Here is an 18,749-nt window from a genome sequence, read left to right as displayed (position 1 = left end):
TTTACTATTTTTTCTTCAGTTTATATACCAATGCTAATATCTCCGCTACTGCTTGATACATATCCGCTGGGATTTCTGAGCCTATCTCTAATTCCTTGTATATTAACCTTGCTAAAGGTTTATTTTCAATAATTGGGATATCATTTTCACTTGCAATTTCTTTTATTTTTACAGCAACATTATCTGCACCCATAGCCACAACTATAGGTGCTCCATCTCCGCCTTGCTCATATTTAATTGCTATGGCAAGGTGAGTTGGATTTGTAATGACAACTGTAGCATCAGGTACATCTTGCATCATTCTACCTGATGCCATTTCTCTTTGCTTTTGTCTGATTTTCGATTTAATTTGAGGGTCTCCTTCTTGTTGCTTATATTCTTCCTTAATTTCCTGCATACTCATTTTTAATTCTTTATTGTGTTTATATTTCTGATAAGAAAAATCAATTATTGATACTATAAGCATGAATAATGCTATTTTAAAAAATATATCTATTACAAGACTTCCAAATGCAGCCAAAACAGCTTCTATCTTCAGACTTCCATAGGTCATTATGTCCATATAATTAGCTTTAACAAACTTATAAGCTATAATTGATATAATAGTTACTATTGCTAAATTTTTTATCAAATCCACCACTGATCTCATAGAAAACATTTTTTTAAATCCACTTATAGGATTTAATTTTTTCAAATCTGGTTTAAGTGGTTCCCCTGTAAATATAAATCCAGATTGCATTAAACTAGCAACTATTCCCATGATCATAATAGGAACTACAATTGGTAAAATTAAAATTCCAAATTTCATAAGTGATACAAGTAGCACAGTTTTAAATGTATACTCAGTAAGTGTAAAATTTAAATAATTGTTTAAGAAAAGAATTACAACTCCTTTTAAATTGTCTAGAGTATAAGTCCCAAGTGTTATCATTAGAAGTGTTACTGTAAGCAATGTAGTTGTAGAAGATAATTCCTTACTTTTTGCAACTTGACCCTTTTTTTTTGATTCACTTTTCTTTTTAGGAGTAGCCTGTTCAGTTTTTTCACCACTATCCGCCGAAATAAAAATTAATAATGGTATAACTTTATAGAATCCCTTAATTATATCTGGAATAGTATAGAAAGAATTCACTATTAATTGTAAAGCAGCTGGAAGCACCAAAGAAAAACAAGCGAGTCCTATTACTATCTTTATTGGCATACCTAGTATCATAACATTTAATTGTGGTACTGTCCTTGACACAAGTCCAATACTCAAATCTGTTATAATAACTATTAAAATAATTGGTATTGCTATTTTTAACCCAAGTGTGAAAAACTCTATAAAAACTTTCACCATCATCATAGCTGTCTGCTGATTGAGTATAAACTTTCCGATTTCCACATTGTTGAATGAGTCAATAATCGCTCTTATTAGCATGTGATGACCATCCACAACAAAAAACATTACAAGACTTACTCTATAAAGTAAAGTTCCAAGCAAAGTAACGTTATCATTAGATATTGGATCAAACATGCTCATCATAGAAAATCCAATTTGAAAATCCATAAGCTGTCCAGCCATTTGCGCGGAGTAAAAACAAAACTTTGTTAAGTACCCAAGCATTAAACCAGTAACAACTTCTGATAATGCAAATATTATAAGTGTTGCATTGTTAGTAATTAAATTTACATTTTGATAATTAATGCCAGGCATAATTATAAAAGTGAATACAACACAAAATCCAACCTTAAGCATCACAGGAGCACCAGTTGGGAAAAAAATTGGTAGACTCATAAAAAATGATGATATTCTAAGTAACACCATTATAAAACCTAAAAGATAAATAGCATTAACCAATTCAATTACACCTAGCCTCCCATATTAGCAATAATTCCAAAAATTCTCGTTGTAAAATCAATCATAATGTGAAGCATCCAACTACCCATTAATAAGCCAATTAAAGCTACTGCAACTAGTTTTGGCACAAAAGTTAATGTTTGCTCTTGAATTTGAGTAGTAGCTTGAAATATACTTATTATTAGGCCTACTACAGTAGCTACAACTAAAATCGGAGCAGATACCATTATCGCAGTATAAATAGCATCTTTTATTACAGATAATACCATGCTTTCTGTCATTTAATTCACCTCAACTAAAACTCATAATTAAAGATTTTACAAGTAGATTCCACCCATCACACATAACAAATAGCAATAATTTAAATGGGAGAGAAATCATAACTGGTGGTAACATCATCATTCCCATAGCCATGAGAATACTTCCTGTTACGATATCTATTATAATAAACGGTATAAATAATAAAAATCCCATTTCAAAAGCTCGTCTTAATTCGCTTATTAAAAACGATGGGACAACAGCATATAGCGGCACTTTATCATAAGTGACAACAGGCTTTCCATTTTTAAGTACTTCATTACCATTTTCATCTACTTGATTTTTAACTGTATCTTCCAATTTTCCTACATCTAAAAAAAGTTTTAAATCCTTCGCTCTTGTCTGTTTTAGCATAAAATCCCTCATTGGTTTTGAACCCTTTTCTATTGCTACCGATTGAGTTATTTTATTATTTAGATATGGAGTTAAGGCATCATTATTAATTTTTGTAAATGTCGGTGCCATAGTGAAAAATGTTAAAAATAGTGCAAGACCCATTATAACTTCCTTGGGTATTGCATTTTGAACACCAATAGCATTTTTAAATAAAGATAAAACTATTATTATTCTTACAAAACTAGTAGACATTATAATAATTGATGGTAAAAGCGTAAGTACTGTTAGAAGCAATAATAATTTAATATTATCAACATATTCTTTGGGTGTATTTGCATTATCAACTGAAATATTAATTTTAGGTATTGGTAATGTAGTTGCGTTTGCAATATGTACGGTAGCTATGCTGATTATCACCAGCGCTATCGCAAAAACAAGTAAGTTTTTATTTTTTATTTTCATATTTAACTTCCTCTTTGGTTTCCTTTTTCAAAATATGCTTTTTGAATAGTTCCTTCATGTCCTCATATTGAGGTAGCTCTTTAATATTCTCAATTTTTATAATTTCTTCACTAGGTAATTCAAATAAAATTTTAATATCTCTTGAACTTGATGATAATGCATAAGCTTTATCCCCTATTTTTACAACTGCTATACTGTTTTCCTTAGATAAAGAGATTCTATCGAGTACTCTCATATATCTACCATCTTGCAATTTTCTAAGTTTAGTGCCACCATATTTTAAGGACAAATATAACATAAATAATATGAAAGGCAAAAATATTATAATTTTAAAAATCAGTATTAAAAATTCATTATTCATTATTTTATCACCTACTTATTACTATGTTATTAAAATATATATGAGATATTTTTCCTTTTGTTAAAATAGGATTTAATCTATTTATTAAATCACTCTTTATTGAAACAAGACCAGTAGACGCAAAGTCAACACTTCGTTTTGATCTCAGATAAGTATTGACTATATCCCTAATAATTGGCTTTTGTGTCACCAATTCTGCAGCTAATTTCGCATTTTCTTCATAGCCAAGATAAACTGTAACCTTAAGGTATAGCAATCCATTATCATCTAAAAGATTTACTAAGAACTCATCTAATGAATAAGTATTCTCTGTAACTACCTTTGCTTTAGATGTTGCTGATGCTGTATTATTACCAAAATAATACATACCTCCAAAAGCAGCTCCTCCAACTAAAATTAATAATAATAAAACTATAATAACTATTTTAAAAACGTTCGTTTTTTTTATTTTTTCACTCATTTCGTAATTACCTCCTAAAACTCACCAGAAAATATCCTCTTTTTATACTTTATTACTTTCTCGACTACTTCTTCCGCCTCTTCAATTACAATATACTTTTTCCCATTTATTAATGTTATTAATGTTTCTGGCATCATTTCTATTTTTTCAATAACTTCAGCATTTAAGATAAATTCTTTTTTATTAAAACCTGTAAGTCTTATCATGGGTACCCTCCTATGATTTGTTTTATACTTAAGATTATACAAATTGGATAAGTCTCAAATACTAAAATATTTGAGACTTATTACAAATTTTATGTTAATATTTTATATCCTCTATTACCTCTTTAGACCTATTAATTCCTGTAATATTTCATCTCCAGTAGTAATCGACTTACCTGATGCTTGGAAAGCCCTTTGTGCAATTATCATATCTGTAAACTGCTCAGAAAGATCAACATTTGACATCTCGAGCATTCCTGAAAGCATATCACCATAACCACTGCTGTTGTCAGTAGTAGCTCCTAATCCTGATCTAACAACAGCTCCCCCTGAGTTAGAAGTACTTTGGTATAGGTTGTTACCAGTTTTTTTAAGTCCTTCTGGATTACTAAATGATGCCATTGCAATCTGTCCAACTGCAGAAACAGTACCATCTGCTAAAACGACATTAATAACTCCATCCTTTGCTATAGTAAAACTAGTTACTTTCTTTCCTGTAGTTGCTGGAACTGAATCTGGTATTGATAATGAAATAAGTGGTGTTGAAGTTGCTTTACCTGTAGCATCTATAGCATAACCCATTACCCTAGCTCCATCTGATGTAACTAAATGCCCAGCATCATCTTTAATTAAAGCTCCATCTCTAGTATATGAAATTTCTGTTCCAGTGTCTGCTCCAGTTACTTTATTTGCTGCTAATGTTACTGTCCCACCGGTAGGGCCCTTGGCAACTATCAAATACCCTTCGCCATCAATAGCAACATCGAGATTTCTAGATGTTGGCTGCATTGTGCCTTGACCTACAATAGTGTCTATTCCTGATATTTGCACTCCAAGACCTACTTGTTTTGCATTAACTCCACCTAAACTTGTTGTATTAGCTGCAGCCTCAGTAACATTTTGACTAACCATATCTTTAAACCTAACTCTTGAGCTTTTAAAGGCTGTAGTCCCTACATTAGCTATATTATTTCCTATAATATCCAACTTTACCTGATTTACTTTAAGTCCGCTTATACCTGAATAAAATGATTTTAACATAATAATACCTCCAATTTTTATTGTATTTCAATATAGTTAAATCGCAATTACAATTTTTAATTTATCACTTTGCTTCTATCCTTCTGCAAAGTTAAGCTTCCTAAAAGGTCCGGCTTATATCATAACTACGCTATCTATATTGGTTATTATTTTTCCCTTACTTTCATTTTTGTCCATTGCAGTGATTACCGTTCTATTTTTAATACTAGTAATTAATGCCATGTCTTTATATAAGATTAAAGCTTGTTTTGCACCTTTTTTATCTGCCATATTTATTCCATCATTAACCTTTTTCATATCAACATCATTAAAATCAATGTTACGACTATTAAGCCTTTGCGCCGCATGAGCTGATATAGTGAACCCTTCTTCTTTTTTAATCTGTGTATTTAAAATTTGGTTAAAAGAACTGTTATCTTTGTTATATGTGGCTTGTTCTTTTTTAACTTTGCCTTTTTCATTTTGAGTACCTATTTTAGAATACTCAGTAAAGTCTGCAGTTGAGTATAATTTTCCATTTACTACTCTGTAAGACATATTTAACATCACCTTGCCATATTAATTAATTATTCTACTTTCGAGATATCATCATAGCTTATATCTTTAGTGACATCTACACCATTTTCTTTATAAGTTATAGTTAATTTAGTTCCTGTTGAATCCTTTGACACACTTGTAACAGTTCCTGAATATACTTTTCCATCGGATAATGCTACCGTATCAACTTGTTTACTCATTAAACTTATAGCCGAAGAAAATGTAGTATTAACATTTGAAGAACTGGGTATAGTATCAGCTGAATCTATAACATCTGATAAAGTGTCAGCTGGGAAATCTTTTGTAGATCCATCTGCCAATTTTACAGCAATATATGTTGAACCTGAATCTTTATAAACAGCCTGTACAGTTCCACCATATTGCACTCCTTTATCATCGTAACTGCTAAAAGCTACTAACTTACCAACTAAAGACGCTGAACTAGAAAAGGACATAGTGCTATTTAAATTATTCATTTGTTCCATTGACGCAAACTGTGCCATTTGAGCTACAAATTCTGTACCATCCTTAGCATTTGTCGGGTCTTGATTTGTAAGTTCTGCCGAAAGAATTTTCAAGAATGAATTTTGATCTATTGCTGCATCTTTTTTAACAATTGCCGTTCCTCTGTTAGTTGCACTAGCTAAACTTGCCTTATCTGTATTGGATGCGGCTGTCACATCATTTGCCATTTTCATCACCCCTTTTAGACTTATTTATATTCGTAGATACCTAAACAAATTTATTTACTTGATTTTCTTCTATAACATAATTATTGGTTATAGCAATGTCTTCTTCTACATTAGCACTTGGTTTTGAATTATTATTTTGTCTACCATCGTTATTTCTTCCGCTTGAATTCTTACTAAAAAATGTTGAATCCTCATATATATTTATATCTAAACTATGGATTTTAATTTCCATATTTTTTAACTTATCACTTATATCTTGTATATTGACATTTAGTAAGTTATAAGTATCCTTATTTTGAGCAGAAATATTAGCCTTCATAATTCCACTTTCCATAGTAATCTTAATTATTACTTCTCCAAGTTCCTTAGGATTCATTTTTACTATCAAATCTTTAACATTATTAATATCCATAAATTTTATATTTTTAATTACATCAACTTCAAAATTATTTTTATTAATTGTTATATTAGATATTACAGCTTTCGTTGGTTCTACATCCTTTGCAGCTTCAAATTGACCCATAAAATTAACAACTTTTGATATTTTTGTTTCATTCTTATCTTTACTAATCAAATTGTTAAGAAATTTTTCCTCAAACGAATTACTATCTGAAGATTTATTATTTTGACCAGCATCACCCAAATTTTGCATTTGATTTACAGGAGTAATTACAGATGTAGTTTTTATACCTTGCTTTATTACCTTTGTTAATAGGTTATCTTTAATTAAATTTTCTTGACTATTTTTCATGAAAATTTGGGAATTAATAACTTTTAATAATTTGAAATTTCCATTTACACTTTTTACTTCAGTAGTTAATTTTTGTAGAACATCAAGTATTTTTAACGGAGCCAGATTGTTATTTTTTGACTTTTCAATCAAATCCACTATTTCAGTAAGATTATTTTTAAGCAAAGTTTTTATTTCTGGTGTTAATTTATCTACTCCTACCAATTGTTCTAAGTTAATAGAGTTAAGTTCATTATTAGTGGTGGTGGTGGTAGCTTTTTCTACACTTTGAAGCACTAAACTCAATGATTGTATTACTTGCTGAACTTTTGACACTTTATCAGTATTTTCATTTTTTCCTACCAATTGATCTACTGAATTATCGCTATTTTGTTTTTGTGCATCAATAGCCACCCCTACAAAATTTATTACTTTTGCTTTTAGTTCATTATCTTCCTGCGAAGTCTTCAAGTTAATTGTTGTCGTTTCCTCAACTGCAGCCGTACTCGGCAGTATATTGCTCTTATCATCCCCTTTCAATAAACTTCGATTTGCCTTTATTCCTTCTACTTGATTAGTTAGTTTTTGTAACACCTCAACTATTTGTGTAGAATTATTGTTATTGTCTTTTGATTTTTTAATTAAAGTTGCGACATCGCTAAGATAGTTTTTTAGTATATTCTTTGTATTAGGCGCTAATTTGTCTACTCCAACTAAATGTTCTTCAACCATTTTTTCTAAATTACTAGAATCAAGTTTATTTTTATCATCATTATTATTATTAGTAGTTGTTGTCACTTTTGCTAATTCTTGAAAAACCGAACTTAATGATTGTAATACTTGCTGCACTTGTACTACATTTTCAGCAGATTTGTCTTTGCCTACCAATTGTTCCACAGGTTTTTCTGGATTTTGTTTTAAAACATCAATAGCTACCTTTACAAAATTTATTACCTTAGATTTTAATTCATTATTAATATTATCATCTGATGAATTATGCAAAACAACTGTATTTTTATCACTAACTACTTTTAATGAGTTTAGATTTCCTTTTGCCGCATCAACTCGAGTACTTAGTTTCTGTATTACATCAAGTATTTGAGGTATGGTGACATTATTTACCTTTGACTTATCTAGCAAAGCAACTATTTCATTAAGACTATTTTTTAGAATAGCTTTTGTTTCAGGGGCTAATTTACCTACTCCAACTAAATGTTCTTTAACCATCTTTTCTAAATTACTAGAATCAAGTTTATTTTTATCATTATCATTATTAGTATTATTAGTACTAGTAGTAGTATTCACTTTAGCTAATTCTTGAAAAATTAAACTTAATGATTGTAGGACTTGCTGTACTTGTACTACATTTTCAGCAGATTTGTCTTTGCCTACCAATTGCTCCGAAGGTTTTTCCGGATTTTGTTTTATAACATCAATAGCTACCTTTACAAAATTTATTACCTTAGATTTTAATTCATCGTTAATATTATTATCTGATGAATTATCCAAAGTAACTTTGTTTTTATCACTAACTACTTTTAATAAACTAACATTTCCTTTAGCCGCATCAACTTGATTACTTAGCTTCTGTATTACATCAAGTATTTGAGGTATGGTGACGTTATCTACCTTTGACTTATCGAGCAAATCAACTATTTCATTAAGACTATTTTTTAGAATAACTTTTGTTTCAGGGGCTAATTTACCTACTCCTACTAAATGTTCTTCAACCATCTTTTCTAAATTACTAGAATCAAGTTTATTTTTATCATTAGTAGTACTATTAGTTGTCACTTTCTCTACACTTTGAATTAAAGAATCCAAAGACTCTAACAAATTCTCCATCTGAGAAATTTCATCAATAGATTTTTCTGTGGCCGTTACTGCATTGGATGGTTTCACATTTGTTTTTTCAATATCATCCGTTTGATTTTCATTAATTGTTTTACCCAATTTTTGCTCTCCATTGTATTCTTTATAAACATTCGAAAGCAAAAACTTCTTAGAACTTACTTCATTATCACCCAAAATTTTTTCGAATTTTTCTTTTGTATTTGATAATTTTGATAGACTAGATTTTCTATAATCAACATTGGAATTCACATTAATGTTTACATTCACTTTTTTCACCTCCTTTACTAAAATAGTAAGTATAAATAAACAGAGTAAATAGCTTTATCTATTTATTTTCATGTATTTTGGGATTATTTCTAATAAAAGCAAAGAGTGCGAACTCATCATTTGACTTTTGTTCTATTAAATCTTGTTCTTTTAAAAAAGCACTTTTCTGCTTTTCTTTCAAGATTTCAACAGTTTTTTTTTCAACTTGACATTTTTTCAGTTCTTGTCTCTTTTCCTCTAATATTTTATCTTTATCCTCTAAGACTGCTGTATTTTTGTCAATTGCAAAATTTAAAGCATTCAAATAATTTTGTTTGATTTTCTGATGAACTATCGATTCATAACAATCTATATTTCTATGGTTCTGATATTTTTCTTTAAGGCCATTTAGATCCTTTTCTACCAAATCTTTTTCCCTTTGAGCTTCTTTAAATTGAATTTTGCTTTTGTCTTCATAATCTTTTCTAATATCAAGAAGTTTTTGTAGTCTAAATTTATACAAATCAGCCAATACAAATACCCCCTCCCAAAGAACCTTTTATGAAATGTGGTTAAACATATTTTCTAACACGTTTAAGCTAACTTCAAAATCAGTATTTTCATTTATACCTTGTCTTAAATAGGCCTCTATGCTGTCATTGTACTTAATTGCTTTATCTATTTTTTTATTACTACCCTTAACGTAAGCACCAATATTTATTAAATCTTCAGAATCTTTATAAGTTGCCATTAAATCTCTTGCTAAAGAAGCAGCTTGTTTATGCTCCTTTGTAGTTATCTCAGGCATTAGCCTGCTCACACTGCTTAGAACATCGATGGCTGGATAATGATTTTTAGCAGCGAGTGCTCTAGATAAAACTATATGTCCATCTAGTATTCCACGTACTGCATCTGCTATCGGCTCATTAAAATCATCTCCATCTACAAGAACAGTATAAAAAGCTGTAATTGATCCCTTATCTGACATGCCGCTACGTTCCATTAATTTAGGTAACATTGCAAATACTGATGGAGTATATCCTTTACTCGCTGGAGGTTCACCAATAGCAAGTCCTATTTCTCTTTGAGCCATAGCAAACCTTGTTACTGAATCCATCATTAAAATTACTTTTTTCCCTTGATCCCTAAAATATTCTGCAATAGCAGTCGCTGTGAATGCACCTTTTAATCTTACTAATGCTGGTTTATCCGAAGTTGCACATACGATAATAGATTTTTTCATTCCATCAATTCCTAAATCTTTTTCTATAAAGTCCCGTACCTCACGTCCTCTTTCACCAATAAGTGCAATAACATTTACATCTGCTTTTGCTCCTTTTGCAATCATTCCAAGGGTTGTACTCTTTCCTACTCCACTTCCAGCAAATATACCAACTCTTTGGCCTTCGCCGCAAGTTAAAAATCCATCAATTGCTCTAATTCCAGTAGGCAAAATTTCTTTTATTCTGCGCCTTTTTAAAGGATCTGGAGGAGATGCATTCAAAGAATAAGCTATGTAACTTGTAATTTCACCATCATTTAATGGATTTCCTAGTCCATCTAATACCTTACCAAACAATTCATCAGAACATTTAACAGTCAAGGGACTTCCCGTTGGTACAACGCGACATCCTGGTGATATACCCACCAATTCTCCAAGGGGCATTAGTATTACATCTTTATCACGGAACCCAACAACTTCGCATGGAATTTTTTCATTTAACATATTATAAATATTACATACTTCACCAACGAAAGCTGTTATTCCTTGAACTTCAATAGTAAGTCCTATAACATTCTTTACCACACCTTCGGAATAAGTGTAATCAATATCAGGAATTTTATTCATTAAATACTCAAAATTTAGAGATATCATAATGTTTCTCGCCCTTTCTATCCTTGTAATTGTTCTTCTTTAAATAATTCTTTAATTTTTTCTATACCATAAGATATACTTACAATACTTTTGCCTGTTTCTTTTTCAATGACAGCAGTTCCATCTTCTAAAAAATTATCCTCTATTACAAATATATCTCCTTGAAATGCAATCTTACTTTTCCAGTTTTCAATTTGACTTTTTATCATAGGGAAATGAGAACTATTAGTTTTTATAATATATAATTTTACATTTCTTTCTTCTTTAAGTGTATTAAAAATCATTTCGTTTATTGCATCTGGTTCTTTTACTTCTTTTTTTAATATGCTCTCAGCTATACTTACAATTAAGTCTTTTATGTGCTTTTCTTTCTCTACTAAATACTCATCATACTCTGATTTAGCTGCTATTAATATAGAATCAGCCTTTGCTTTCACCTTCGCAGCTTCATCCATTGCCCCACTAATAGCATCATTATATGCATTTTCATACCCTTCCTTACTTCCTTGCTCCATCCCTTCTTTAATAGCGCAGGTTTTTGCCTCTGCTGCATCAATAAAAGCTTTTGATGTAATTTTCTCACTTTCATTTCTTGCATTCTCTAATATATTACTAGCAATCTTTTCATAACTTTCCATGTTAGCATTTTGAATATTATGTTGGTCTCCCACGGTCACAGCGATCGGAACCTCACTTAATTGAGTGTTAATTTCCATATCACCTTGTTCTATCACTCTTGAATTCTTTATAACATTAAAGTACAATTGCATTCTCACCTCCCCTTGAAATTACAATTTCACCAGCTTCATCTAACCTTCTTAAAATACCAACAATCTTTTGTTGTGATTTTTCAACATCTACAAGTCTAACTGGTCCTAAGAATTCCATGTCTTCTTTTAAAGATGCCGATGCTCTCTTAGATTGATTCCTAAATATAACATTTGTAACCTCTTCTGAACATCCCTTTAATGCAAGTGATAAATCCTTAATATCTGTTTCTCGTAAAAATCTTTGTATTGAAACATCATCCAATGTGATAATATCTTCAAATACAAACATAGAATTTTTAACTTGCTCAGCTAGCTCTACATCTTCTCTTTCTAAACCCTCTGTAATATTTTTTTCTGTAGTTCTATCCACTTGGTTTAAAATGCCCACTAGAGAGTCAATTCCACCAATTACAGTAGTATCTGTTCTAATAACAGAAGATAATTTTCCATTTAAAACTTTTTCTATTTCTTTAATAACCATAGGAGAAATAGCACTCATAGTTGCAATTCTATAAGATACTTCACTTTGCAATTCTAGGGGCAACGCTGCCATTATCTGAGCAGCTTTATCCGCCTGCATGTAACACATAATAAGTGCAATTGTTTGTGGATGTTCATTGACAATAACATATAAAAGTTGATTTGCATCTGCTTTCCTTAAAATAGAAAAAGGTCTATATCGTTGAGTTTCTTCCATAACCTTGTCTAATATCCCCTTGGCCTTTTGCGTACCTACTGCTTTTGAAAGCAAATTTCTTGCATATTCAATTCCACCTTCTAACAGAAAATCCTTTGCTTTATTCATTTCCATAAATTCATCTAAAATTGCCTGTTTTTGATCAGCTTTAACTGAAGTTATATTAGCAATTTCATAGATTATCTTTTGAATGTCCTTTTCTGGTAACTTTTTCAATATACCTGCTGAAGCATCCGGACCCAAAGTTATGAATAATATGGCCGACTTTTGAATTCCTGTAAGTTTATCATTTTTAGCCACCATTTATCACCTCTCATCGTCTGTCAGCCAAGACTTAATAATATCTGCTACTTGTTCTGGTTTCTCTGAGGCATATTTTTTAACCTCATTTTCAATATGAACTTTTTTAGACTTACCTTCGAATTCAATAGGTTCAAATGTTTCAGGTTTCTTTGGAGTTATGTTATCATCAATAATTCTATCAAACCCTTGTGAAATTTCTTCTGAACCTTCTTCCGGTTTCTTACTTAACCTACGCATTACAACTATTATTATAATAACTATCATAACAGCTAGAGCTCCCAAAGCAATTCGGGTATATAACACTTTTGCCGCTGCTGCTTTATCTGCATTTGCGATATCAAGAAGTGCTTGCTGAGCTGCCTTTTTAGCAGTAGTATCAAAATAAAGACCCTCTATACTAATACTGTCTCCTCTTGCTCCTGAATATCCAGTAGCTTGTGCAACTAAATTATTTACAGATGTCTTAGTAGCTGCATCTAAATTACCATCTAGTACAACAGATGTAGTAAGTTTTTTAACTGCTCCAGGTGCTGTCACTAAGTCGTCAACTGTTTGTGAAATATCATAATTTTTGGTACTATCTCTATTCACAACATTTCCATCTTTAGCTGTTGAAGTTGTAGTATTTTGTGATGCATTGTCTACCGGACTAGTGGATAATCCAGTACTAGTACCATTATTCCATGTTTCTACATCATGTGAACTTACAATTGTACCCTTTGTACCATATGTTGTAGATTTTCTTGTAAACGCATCAAAATTAAGATCCGCATTAACAGAAACTTTTACGCCATCTTTATATACAGGGGAAAGTACATTCATTATCTTATCTTCTAAATTCTTTTCAACTTGTGATTTTAATGCTTGCTGATCATCTGTAGAATTAGTTACAGTATCCTTTTCTTTATCATAGAGTCCCTCAGTTAAAAGTTTAAAGTTATCAGATATTATACTCACGTTTTCCTTTGGAAGATTCTGAACAGCCCCAGTTAGCAATGCAACTATTGCCTTTACCTGACCATCATTAAGAGTAGCACCAGCCTTAAGTTTTAACACAACCGATGCCGTAGCTGGATCCGTTGCCTTGACAAAAGCAGTGTTGTCAGGTAAAACCAAATTAACTTTAGCCCCATCTACTTCTGGAAAAGACTTTATAGCTCTCTCAATTTCACCTGATAATGCTCTTTGATACATGATTTTAGTTTGTGCATCAGTAGGTGCCATTTGACTAGTATCAAAAAGTTCAAATCCCTTACTTCCATCAGTAAGTGGAACCTCCGACATAAGTTGCATTCTAATAGTATCGATTTGTGCTGTAGGCACAAGTATGCTGTTGCCACTTACTTTATAGCTAACCTTATCCGTTTTTAACTGTGTCAACATTGCACCAGAATCCGTTGTTGACAAATTAGAAAATAACACATCATATTTAGTTTGGGATGTCGCTACTATAAAAGAGATAAGGGCTATTAGGATTACGCTCGCAATTAGGCTGTAGGATATTTTTTTGTTTCTGCTTAAATTACCCCATCCTTGCGAGATCTTATTTCTAATTTCAAGTAGCTTGCTCATATTCTTACTCCCTTCCTATATCTGCATTTTATTAAACGCATCATAGGCATCTACAAGTTTATTTCTAATTTGCACTGCCAAATCTAAGGATAATTTTGCCTCTTGCGTAGCAAGCATTACCTTTTGCACGTCTGTTTCATCACCCTTTATGAACTTTTGGGTGATATCATCTGCTTCTATTTGTTTATCATTAACTCCATCTAATTTTTCTTTTAATGTATCTAAAAAGCTGATACCACTATTGCTAGAATTATCAGTATTTAGAGAATCCGTTTTAAGTACATCTGGTGTTGTTACACTACTTGCAGTAGTATTGTTTACATTAGTATTAACATTCATAAAACGCCCTCCTATTTACCTATTTCTAAAGCTTTAGAAAACATATTTTTTTCAGCAGTCATCGCACTTACATTTGCCTCATATGCTCTTGTAGATGCAATCATATCTGCCATTTCATTTGTAATATTCACATTTGGCATCATAACATAACCATCTTTACCTGCATCTGGATTTGTTGGATCATAGACACGTCTTAAAGGAGAATCATCATTTACAATACCAACAGCCTTAACACCTTTAAAACTTGTTTTATATGTACCTGTAGTTTTGTCTAATTCTCGTTGTAAATTTTCTTGAAACACAGCTATTTTTCTTATGTATGGTTGTCCATTTTCTCCCCTTGTAGTTGTTGCATTTGCTACATTGGAAGATATTGTATCCATTCTTAATCTTTCTGCTGTAAGCCCACTAGAACTTATTCTCATTGCACTAAAAGCATCATTCATAATTTATTACCTCCCTCCACTTATAACATAACTGGTAAGTGAAATCTTACTATTAACTTGACTTACAAGTGCATCATACATTAAACTATTTGCAGCTTGATTAGTCATTTCTAAATCTATATCAACGTTATTACCGTCTTGCCTCGCGCTGGTATCCACATCTCTTTGTACTTTAATTTCTCCATTACCACTACTTGCTTGTATGTCTTTCTCATTGTCAGTTTTCATTGTATCTGCAGCCATGTTGTCATTTAAAGTATCCTCAAAGGTAACATAGAGCCCTTTATAGTTTTTTGTATTAATATTTGCAATATTATTTGCGCTAACTTTACTTCTAAGTGTTGAGGCCTCCATACTTTTTTTAAGTAAACTATATGTGTCTCCACTTGTAGAACTTCCAATTACATTCACAATCATCATCTCCATTAATTTAGAGTTAGATTAATACATATTCGCTTATATACTAATTTTCTACTATTCTTTACTTATAATAGCTAAATTTTCTCATCATGAGAATATATTCCACTTTATAATTATTATTATATACTATTTGTTTATTTTAGTGAATATATTTTTATTAATTTATGTTAACACAATAAAATTAAAATGATAAGTTACCAAATAACACTACTAAAATGCTTATTTATAAGCTTATGTTTATTTGCTAATAGTTTCTGTGATGCTTACTGTTGTTTATTTATATACTATTAATCATCTATAAATTGACTGTTTTCGTAAAATAAAATACTTCTACACTCATATCATAAATTATTACCCTATTATTAAATACGCAATTTTCTACTTTAAGTTGCAAAAACTTCAAAAAATAAATAAAGAACTCAAAATGAGTTCTTTATCTGCTTCTAATATTTTCTAGTATTCGTAGTGCATCTTGTGGTAATTTATTTGATTGAACCATCATTGCATTTCCAGCTTCTATAAGTATATCATTCTTAGAATATTCCATCATTTCTACAGCTAAATCTGCATCTCGTATACTACTATCAGCAGATTCTACCTTTTCTGATATTTCCATGGATGAATCGTAATTACTCTCAAATCTATTTTCTAACGCTCCATATTTACTTCCAACACTCATAATATCATGAAGAGCACTATCTATAAGTTTAAGTGAATTGTCTACGCTTTTTACATTTACATTTAATACATCTCCAGTCTTTAAGCCTAATCCTTTTGAGGTTAAATCACTTTTTGGTATACTAGCTGTATCTCCAACACTTGCACCAATTAACATTTCTATATTAATACTACCGTCATTTGCTCCACCAGTTAGAAGTTTCACACCATTAAACTCAGTATTGTTTGCCATATCATTAGCTCCCTCTAACATTTGGTTTATTTCAGTTTGAATATTTGCTTTATCAGAATCTGTTGTAACTCCCCCAGCTTGAACAAGTAAGTCCCTAACTCTTTGCAGACTACTAGTGATTTCAGAAATACCACCCTCTGCGGTTTGAAGCATACTAACCCCATCTTGAGTATTCTGCCCCGCCACTTGGAGCCCTCTTATTTGCATTCTAAATCTCTCACTTTGAGCAATTGCATTCGGATTATCTTTCGCACTATTTATCTTAATTCCAGAAGATATATGCTCTAAAGCAGATCCCTGTTTTATAAGATTTTTGCTATATTCCCTATATATTTTTAAAGATGCTATATTATTATTTATTATCATAAAATCAACTCCATTAAAGTATTCTTAATATATTTAATTTGTGGTTTCACTTAATACTTCGTCTAAATAGTTGATAACTTTATATAAATCTTTATATTTCTTCATTAGTTTTTATAATTTCATGTTTTACTTTTCTTGCACAGTATAAAAAAACTATCTATAACAACAAAATGAGCATAAGTAGCTAATTATATAGCCACTTATGCTCATCCTAATTTTTTACCACCCTTTGTTCTTCTACTATCACTCTCTATTGCGCTAACCTGTGCTGCTAAAGTGTCTAACCTATCATTTAACCTGTTTTGTTCTTTTGGATTAAGACTATTCAGCTGTCTACCTTGTTCCTCTATCTCTCTCATTTGTAAAAGTTTCACTTCTTTAAGGTTAAGCATCTTCTGTTTGTCCTTTGCCCATTTCAGTTCCTGCTGTAGTTGTTTATTTTCTGCTTCATTCTTATCCTTTTGCACACCTGCAACTACATCTAAATTCTGTCCTACATTAGCATCTATCGCAACATTGTGTGTTGATTTTATAATTTGTTTATCATTTTCTTTTTCTATATCAATAGATGTTGTCTTAGGTACTACTATAGCAGCAGATTGTTGAACCTTTGTTTGAATGTCTACCCTTGATAGTGGTGTAATATCCATATGATTACCTCCTATCTACTATTTATTATTTTAAAAAAGGAGCCAGAGTTTTCACCCTGACTCCTTAATGTTACTATTACAAATTCTTCAATTATCTTAATAATGCAAGAACTTGTTGTGGTTGTTGATTAGCTTGAACAAGCATTGCTTGAGCAGCCTGATTAAGAATATTATTCTTTGAGAATGTAGACATTTCTTTAGCCATATCTACGTCTCTAATTCTTGATTCAGCTGAAGTTAAGTTTTCACTTGATGTTCCAAGATTAGCTATTGTATGATCTAATCTGTTTGAATAAGCACCAAGTTTTGCTCTCTCACCTGATACTGTAGCTGTAGCATTATCAAGAACCTTAATTGCTGCTGAAGAACTAGCTGATGTAGATAAATCAAGAGCATGTTCTCCAGCTGTTGAAACATCTGATAAATCATTAGCTGTTCCAGTAGCTACGTAAGAAGCTCCGTAGACTGATGTGCTTGTACCTGCAGCTCCTGCTAATCCTAAAGCAGAAGAACGCATATCGGTAAAGCTAGCAGTAAACTGTTGGTCCTTATTTGCACCTATTTGAAATGTAAATGCTGATGATGCTGCTTTTTTATCTACTCCAGCAGTAGTTGCAGCAACTGCACCTGCACCGGTAGCAGTTGGAAGAGTAGCTGAATAATGTCCTGATTTCTGTGTTAGTGTTAGTACAGCACCAGAACCAGACGCAGTGTATTTTGAAGCTAATTCAGGAGTATTGCCAATTAAAGTTGCTAATTCAGTAGCATCTTTAAAGTTTGTAACTCCACCACCAGTAGCATTATATGTTAATGTCTTTCCATCAAGCACTACATCAGCAGTAGTTACGCCTGAAACTGTAAAGACACCAGCTGAACCTGTTGTAGGTCCTGTTACAACGCCTGCTGTACCATCAAGTAAATTTTGAGTATTAAACTGAGTAGTGTTACCAATTCTGCTTGTTTCTGAAGTTAACTGATTCATTTCCTTTTGTATTTGTGTTCTATCTTCAGTTGTATTAGTATCATTAGAACCTTGAACTGCAAGTTCTCTCATTCTTTGAAGAATTGAAGTAGTTTCATTTAATGCGCCTTCTCCAGTTCCTATCATTGAAATTCCATCTTGAGCATTAGCTGAAGCTTGGTCTAATCCTCTGATTTGCCCTCTCATTTTCTCTGATATAGCAAGACCTGCTGCATCGTCTCCAGCCTTGTTAATTCTAAGACCTGAAGAAAGTTTTTCCATTGATTTTGAAGCTGTTGAAGCGTTTATACCCATATTTCTTGTAGCATTCATTGCACCTAAGTTGTGATTGATTATCA

21 protein-coding genes are annotated in these 18,749 nt (G+C 31.5%); all 21 read right to left on the bottom strand.

Annotated elements, in window-relative coordinates:
- Positions 1-4: 4 nt before the first annotated feature.
- The 21 genes from Q0649_RS03145 to Q0649_RS03045 all read right to left on the bottom strand — a co-directional run bounded on the left by Q0649_RS03145 (position 5) and on the right by Q0649_RS03045 (position 18,747).
- Positions 5-1,840, bottom strand: a complete 1,836-nt coding sequence (locus Q0649_RS03145) for a fused FliR family export protein/FlhB family type III secretion system protein (protein WP_298837171.1) — start codon at positions 1,838-1,840, stop codon at positions 5-7.
- An 11-nt stretch (positions 1,841-1,851) separates the two neighbouring features.
- Positions 1,852-2,121 carry a flagellar biosynthesis protein FliQ gene (gene fliQ / locus Q0649_RS03140; RefSeq protein ID WP_298837168.1) on the bottom strand — a complete coding sequence of 90 codons (270 nt, stop codon included), beginning with the start codon at positions 2,119-2,121 and terminating at the stop codon, positions 1,852-1,854.
- A gap of 10 nt (positions 2,122-2,131) precedes the next feature.
- Positions 2,132-2,956, bottom strand: a complete 825-nt coding sequence (gene fliP, locus Q0649_RS03135) for a flagellar type III secretion system pore protein FliP (RefSeq protein ID WP_298837165.1) — start codon at positions 2,954-2,956, stop codon at positions 2,132-2,134.
- Positions 2,940-3,317 (bottom strand): flagellar biosynthetic protein FliO, encoded by a 378-nt coding sequence (locus Q0649_RS03130; RefSeq protein WP_298837162.1) that lies wholly within the window; start codon positions 3,315-3,317, stop codon positions 2,940-2,942. The genes fliP and Q0649_RS03130 overlap by 17 nt, the downstream gene beginning before the upstream one ends.
- Before the next feature lie 7 nt (positions 3,318-3,324).
- Positions 3,325-3,777 carry a flagellar basal body-associated protein FliL gene (gene fliL / locus Q0649_RS03125; RefSeq protein WP_298837159.1) on the bottom strand — a complete coding sequence of 151 codons (453 nt, stop codon included), beginning with the start codon at positions 3,775-3,777 and terminating at the stop codon, positions 3,325-3,327.
- A 14-nt stretch (positions 3,778-3,791) separates the two neighbouring features.
- Positions 3,792-3,983 (bottom strand): flagellar FlbD family protein, encoded by a 192-nt coding sequence (locus Q0649_RS03120; RefSeq protein ID WP_298837156.1) that lies wholly within the window; start codon positions 3,981-3,983, stop codon positions 3,792-3,794.
- A 114-nt stretch (positions 3,984-4,097) separates the two neighbouring features.
- Entirely contained in the window at positions 4,098-5,021 is a 924-nt protein-coding gene (locus Q0649_RS03115; protein ID WP_298837154.1) for a flagellar hook-basal body complex protein, read from the bottom strand.
- Positions 5,022-5,135: 114 nt separating this feature from the next.
- A complete protein-coding gene (locus Q0649_RS03110) occupies positions 5,136-5,558 on the bottom strand; it encodes a TIGR02530 family flagellar biosynthesis protein (RefSeq protein WP_298837152.1) in 423 nt (140 codons plus the stop codon).
- 29 nt (positions 5,559-5,587) lie between these two features.
- Positions 5,588-6,250, bottom strand: coding sequence for a flagellar hook capping FlgD N-terminal domain-containing protein (locus Q0649_RS03105; protein WP_298837149.1), 663 nt, complete (start codon positions 6,248-6,250; stop codon positions 5,588-5,590).
- A 40-nt stretch (positions 6,251-6,290) separates the two neighbouring features.
- Complete coding sequence (locus Q0649_RS03100) at positions 6,291-9,101, bottom strand: flagellar hook-length control protein FliK (protein WP_298837146.1); 2,811 nt, start codon at positions 9,099-9,101, stop codon at positions 6,291-6,293.
- Between the two features lie 58 nt (positions 9,102-9,159).
- The gene (gene fliJ / locus Q0649_RS03095; protein WP_298837144.1) at positions 9,160-9,612 is read right to left on the bottom strand and encodes a flagellar export protein FliJ; all 453 of its coding nucleotides are present in this window, start codon (positions 9,610-9,612) and stop codon (positions 9,160-9,162) included.
- Between the two features lie 27 nt (positions 9,613-9,639).
- Positions 9,640-10,956 (bottom strand): flagellar protein export ATPase FliI, encoded by a 1,317-nt coding sequence (fliI, locus tag Q0649_RS03090; protein WP_298837142.1) that lies wholly within the window; start codon positions 10,954-10,956, stop codon positions 9,640-9,642.
- 17 nt (positions 10,957-10,973) lie between these two features.
- The gene (locus tag Q0649_RS03085) at positions 10,974-11,726 is read right to left on the bottom strand and encodes a flagellar assembly protein FliH (RefSeq protein WP_298837139.1); all 753 of its coding nucleotides are present in this window, start codon (positions 11,724-11,726) and stop codon (positions 10,974-10,976) included.
- Positions 11,710-12,723: a flagellar motor switch protein FliG gene (fliG, locus tag Q0649_RS03080; RefSeq protein ID WP_298837355.1), complete on the bottom strand. Its 1,014-nt coding sequence runs from the start codon at positions 12,721-12,723 to the stop codon at positions 11,710-11,712. The genes Q0649_RS03085 and fliG overlap by 17 nt, the downstream gene beginning before the upstream one ends.
- A 6-nt stretch (positions 12,724-12,729) precedes the next feature.
- On the bottom strand, positions 12,730-14,298 hold the full coding sequence (gene fliF / locus Q0649_RS03075; protein ID WP_298837137.1) for a flagellar basal-body MS-ring/collar protein FliF: 1,569 nt from the start codon (positions 14,296-14,298) through the stop codon (positions 12,730-12,732).
- 15 nt (positions 14,299-14,313) lie between these two features.
- On the bottom strand, positions 14,314-14,637 hold the full coding sequence (fliE, locus tag Q0649_RS03070) for a flagellar hook-basal body complex protein FliE (RefSeq protein ID WP_298837134.1): 324 nt from the start codon (positions 14,635-14,637) through the stop codon (positions 14,314-14,316).
- Positions 14,638-14,648: 11 nt separating this feature from the next.
- Positions 14,649-15,083: a flagellar basal body rod protein FlgC gene (gene flgC / locus Q0649_RS03065; RefSeq protein ID WP_298837132.1), complete on the bottom strand. Its 435-nt coding sequence runs from the start codon at positions 15,081-15,083 to the stop codon at positions 14,649-14,651.
- A gap of 6 nt (positions 15,084-15,089) precedes the next feature.
- Positions 15,090-15,494 (bottom strand): flagellar basal body rod protein FlgB, encoded by a 405-nt coding sequence (gene flgB / locus Q0649_RS03060; RefSeq protein WP_298837129.1) that lies wholly within the window; start codon positions 15,492-15,494, stop codon positions 15,090-15,092.
- A 442-nt stretch (positions 15,495-15,936) separates the two neighbouring features.
- The gene (locus tag Q0649_RS03055) at positions 15,937-16,779 is read right to left on the bottom strand and encodes a flagellin (RefSeq protein WP_298837127.1); all 843 of its coding nucleotides are present in this window, start codon (positions 16,777-16,779) and stop codon (positions 15,937-15,939) included.
- 206 nt (positions 16,780-16,985) lie between these two features.
- Positions 16,986-17,429, bottom strand: coding sequence for a YjfB family protein (locus tag Q0649_RS03050; RefSeq protein ID WP_298837124.1), 444 nt, complete (start codon positions 17,427-17,429; stop codon positions 16,986-16,988).
- A gap of 91 nt (positions 17,430-17,520) precedes the next feature.
- The gene (locus Q0649_RS03045) at positions 17,521-18,747 is read right to left on the bottom strand and encodes a flagellin (RefSeq protein WP_298837121.1); all 1,227 of its coding nucleotides are present in this window, start codon (positions 18,745-18,747) and stop codon (positions 17,521-17,523) included.
- Between the last annotated feature and the right edge of the window lie 2 nt (positions 18,748-18,749).

This window comes from uncultured Clostridium sp., assembly GCF_937920395.1.
GTDB lineage: Bacteria > Bacillota > Clostridia > Clostridiales > Clostridiaceae > Clostridium_AD.
Note: the sequence above shows the minus strand (reverse complement) of the source record. Positions and strands in the feature narration are given on the sequence as shown.

Bases quoted from the DNA above. Each gene is read 5' to 3' on its own strand.
- fliQ (WP_298837168.1), bottom strand. From the start codon at position 2,121: ATGACAGAAAGCATGGTATTATCTGTAATAAAAGATGCTATTTATACT.
- fliP (WP_298837165.1), bottom strand. From the start codon at position 2,956: ATGAAAATAAAAAATAAAAACTTACTTGTTTTTGCGATAGCGCTGGTG.
- Q0649_RS03130 (WP_298837162.1), bottom strand. From the start codon at position 3,317: ATGAATAATGAATTTTTAATACTGATTTTTAAAATTATAATATTTTTG.
- fliL (WP_298837159.1), bottom strand. From the start codon at position 3,777: ATGAGTGAAAAAATAAAAAAAACGAACGTTTTTAAAATAGTTATTATA.
- Q0649_RS03120 (WP_298837156.1), bottom strand. From the start codon at position 3,983: ATGATAAGACTTACAGGTTTTAATAAAAAAGAATTTATCTTAAATGCT.
- Q0649_RS03115 (WP_298837154.1), bottom strand. From the start codon at position 5,021: ATGTTAAAATCATTTTATTCAGGTATAAGCGGACTTAAAGTAAATCAG.
- Q0649_RS03110 (WP_298837152.1), bottom strand. From the start codon at position 5,558: ATGTCTTACAGAGTAGTAAATGGAAAATTATACTCAACTGCAGACTTT.
- Q0649_RS03105 (WP_298837149.1), bottom strand. From the start codon at position 6,250: ATGGCAAATGATGTGACAGCCGCATCCAATACAGATAAGGCAAGTTTA.
- fliI (WP_298837142.1), bottom strand. From the start codon at position 10,956: ATGATATCTCTAAATTTTGAGTATTTAATGAATAAAATTCCTGATATT.
- Q0649_RS03085 (WP_298837139.1), bottom strand. From the start codon at position 11,726: ATGCAATTGTACTTTAATGTTATAAAGAATTCAAGAGTGATAGAACAA.
- fliF (WP_298837137.1), bottom strand. From the start codon at position 14,298: ATGAGCAAGCTACTTGAAATTAGAAATAAGATCTCGCAAGGATGGGGT.
- fliE (WP_298837134.1), bottom strand. From the start codon at position 14,637: ATGAATGTTAATACTAATGTAAACAATACTACTGCAAGTAGTGTAACA.
- flgC (WP_298837132.1), bottom strand. From the start codon at position 15,083: ATGAATGATGCTTTTAGTGCAATGAGAATAAGTTCTAGTGGGCTTACA.
- Q0649_RS03055 (WP_298837127.1), bottom strand. From the start codon at position 16,779: ATGATAATAAATAATAATATAGCATCTTTAAAAATATATAGGGAATAT.
- Q0649_RS03050 (WP_298837124.1), bottom strand. From the start codon at position 17,429: ATGGATATTACACCACTATCAAGGGTAGACATTCAAACAAAGGTTCAA.